The organism is Frankia sp. CoWAU3 (assembly GCF_977971855.1).
On sequence record NZ_CDWWXB010000106.1, the window covers coordinates 1211 to 3510 of the forward strand.

The window sequence follows — 2300 nt, forward strand, 5'->3', positions numbered from 1 at the left end:
CGCGATGGCGCGGCGCGGGTCGACCCATCGGTAGCGGGAACGGAAGAAGGCTCGGACCGGCAGCCCCTCGATCGCGATCGAGTGCTCGATCCGCGCCGGCCCGGCGGGATCGCCGCGACCATGGACCTCGGCGAGATCGAAACTCAGCGTGACCTCGTCGGCCCGGTCCCCGGGAGTGTTCGGATCATAGACACGGAGCGTGATCGACGTTCCGGCCTGGACGTAGGCGTAGGCGAGCACCTGATGGTTCAAGCCTAGCAGCCGCGGATCGGGGGAGCGCACCGTGATGATCCCGATCGGGGACAGCAACCCCTCGTCCAGATCGAGCCGGATCCGTGGCCACTCATCCGCCAGGCTCGTCCGCGCGACTCCCGGCCGGACCCGGATCCCCCGGTTGACGTCGGCGTCGGCGCCCTGCATGAGCCGGTAGTAGCGGGCCACCCCCCGCGGGATGTCGAAGCTCTCCAGCAGGCGGCGGACGAGGTACGCGTACAGCGGGGAACCGACTGCCGGCGCCACGACGTCAGGCGGCGGCCCGATTCCGGCCTCGAACAGATCACTCACAGCGTAGATCATCCCGCCGCACAGGCCCCGGCTGGCGTCGCCGAGGCCCAGCCGCCGAGTCGACCCTGGCGCCGAAACGGCCAACAACGGTTGCGGAGCGAAGCTGTTCGTGAACCGGAACGCGCTGGTACTGGGCCGGAAACCGGGCACAGTCGACTCCCGCCCCCAGCCCTGGTTATCGGCGCCGCCCGACGTCACGGTGCCGGGCGGGTTACGGCGCCAGGCGGCGGCCCAACGATGATCAACCTCCGGGCAGCTCGGATCTCTGTCCAGCCTCTCGGCTGTCCAGGGCCTCGGCCGTCCGTCCAGTGCCTTGGCCCGGCGCGACGAGACCGGCGGACAGCCGTAACGGCCGTCCGCCGGTTCCCCAGCAGGTCCACCCAGCGCCCTCCCGGTGCGGAGGTGGTCCTTGACGCGGGACGTCGGCGGGACAGGATCCCGACGCATGGGCTCACCCACATGCCGGACGACCCGACGCCTGGATCTATCTACCCCTCCATCAGCGGCCCGATGGTGATACCGCAGCCTCCGGCTGTCGTCCGATACGGGACGATCAACCGCTCTCGAGACCTTCGGCCCTATTCCGCGGGACTCACGACCGACACCCTCGCACTGTCAGCCGTGCGGCCCGCACCCGAGGACCCGTACCCGAGGAGAGGAGGGGGCTCGTGCAACGCGCCAGGTTGGCGCGAACCTAGATGTCACTTCCGATGCTCGGAACTCCCTTCAGCAGGGCACGCACCTCCGCCTCTCGGTACCGGCGGTGACCGCCCAGAGTCCGAATCGACGTCAGCTTTCCGGCCTTCGCCCACCGGGTCACGGTCTTCGGGTCTACCCGAAACATCGTGGCAACCTCGGCGGGCGTCAGCAGCGGCTCAGCGTCTGGCGTTCGTGTCGTCATTGCGTTGGCCTCCCGTCACAGAGCGTCGCTCCGTCCCATACAGATCGTGCATCCTTCGGGGGCATTTCGGACATGGCACGTCAGGACCATCTACTGACTAGTCACAGCTCGTCCGAAGCGGGCGGCAACTCTCAGTTAACAGAATGCGCCGATCAGCTCGCGGATTCCCGTGCCTGCAGGGGCCTCCACCTCATCAGGACTCGTTCGTAGGCTTCGACCGCTAGGTCTGTTCGCCCACGGCGTAACGCACTGACAGCCTCGACGATGTCCTCTACAGAGTTGTCGCGCCGAAGCATGTCATCGTCCAGCAAGTCAACTAGCCCGTCGTAGTCCAGTTCGACCCTGCTCTGCGGATGGAAGGACCCCAGCCAACGGGCCAGCTCGCCGACGCCCTCGACTCCCGGGGCGTCCGGAGAGCTCGCCCGCACCGCCTCCACCGCTTCCACCGCCCGGCCCGCCCGCCGCCTGGCGAGGCTCATCGTGGTGCGGTAGATCATGGACCGCTCGGCGGTGTCCCCCGTGACCAGGGACCGTTCGGCCGGGTCGAAGAGCAGGAACCACGGCGGTGGCACCATCCAGGTACAGGTCTGCACGTGGACCTTGAGCGCGGGGCGGCGGGCCTTCCACCGGTTCAGCTCGACCTCGGCCGGCTCGATGATCCGCCGTGGCAGGAACGCCTCCGCGACGCGGTCGGGCATCAGGCCGCGGAACTCGAGCGCCGCCTGCCACACCCGCAGCTGGGTCGACCACGGACAGACGAACATCAGACCGTCGATCCACTGGACGAAGGCCGACTCGTCGGCGACGTCAAGGGTGGGATGGACGGTCGCGACCA

At 68.5% G+C, this 2300-nt stretch carries 3 protein-coding genes; all 3 read right to left on the reverse strand.

Going from position 1 to position 2300, the window contains the following annotated elements:
- Positions 1-714, reverse strand: a 714-nt coding sequence (locus AC08ON_RS11055) for a hypothetical protein (protein ID WP_476616909.1), incomplete at its 3' end; no start/stop codon positions are given.
- Positions 715-1258: 544 nt separating this feature from the next.
- The gene (bldC, locus tag AC08ON_RS11060; RefSeq protein WP_006540950.1) at positions 1259-1465 is read right to left on the reverse strand and encodes a developmental transcriptional regulator BldC; all 207 of its coding nucleotides are present in this window, start codon (positions 1463-1465) and stop codon (positions 1259-1261) included.
- 152 nt (positions 1466-1617) lie between these two features.
- A partial coding sequence (locus tag AC08ON_RS11065) for a DUF8083 family protein (RefSeq protein ID WP_476616910.1) occupies positions 1618-2300 on the reverse strand: 683 nt, incomplete at its 5' end.